The 262-nt window shown below is 64.5% G+C and carries 1 pseudogene; it reads left to right on the top strand.

The annotated features are described in order from the left end of the window. Nucleotides 1–262: pseudogene (locus VD17_RS32835) on the top strand (hypothetical protein); the annotation flags it as partial.

The raw sequence follows: 262 nt of genomic DNA, 5'->3' as shown, positions 1-262 counted from the left end.
GTTCGAAGAAGGCATCCGCGATATCTGCGGCATCATTCACGACCACGGCGGCCAGGTGTACATCGACGGCGCCAACATGAACGCGATGGTCGGCCTCTGTGCCCCGGGCAAGTTCGGCGGCGACGTGTCGCACTTGAACCTGCACAAAACCTTCTGCATCCCGCACGGCGGTGGCGGCCCGGGCGTCGGCCCGATTGGCGTGAAATCGCACCTGACCCCGTTCCTGCCGGGTCACGCGCAAATGGAGCGTAAAGAAGGCGCG

The organism is Pseudomonas fluorescens, from assembly GCF_000968015.1.
Taxonomy (GTDB): domain Bacteria; phylum Pseudomonadota; class Gammaproteobacteria; order Pseudomonadales; family Pseudomonadaceae; genus Aquipseudomonas; species Aquipseudomonas fluorescens_W.
The sequence above is the reverse complement of the archived record's forward strand: the minus strand, read 5'-3'. Positions and strand labels throughout refer to the sequence as shown.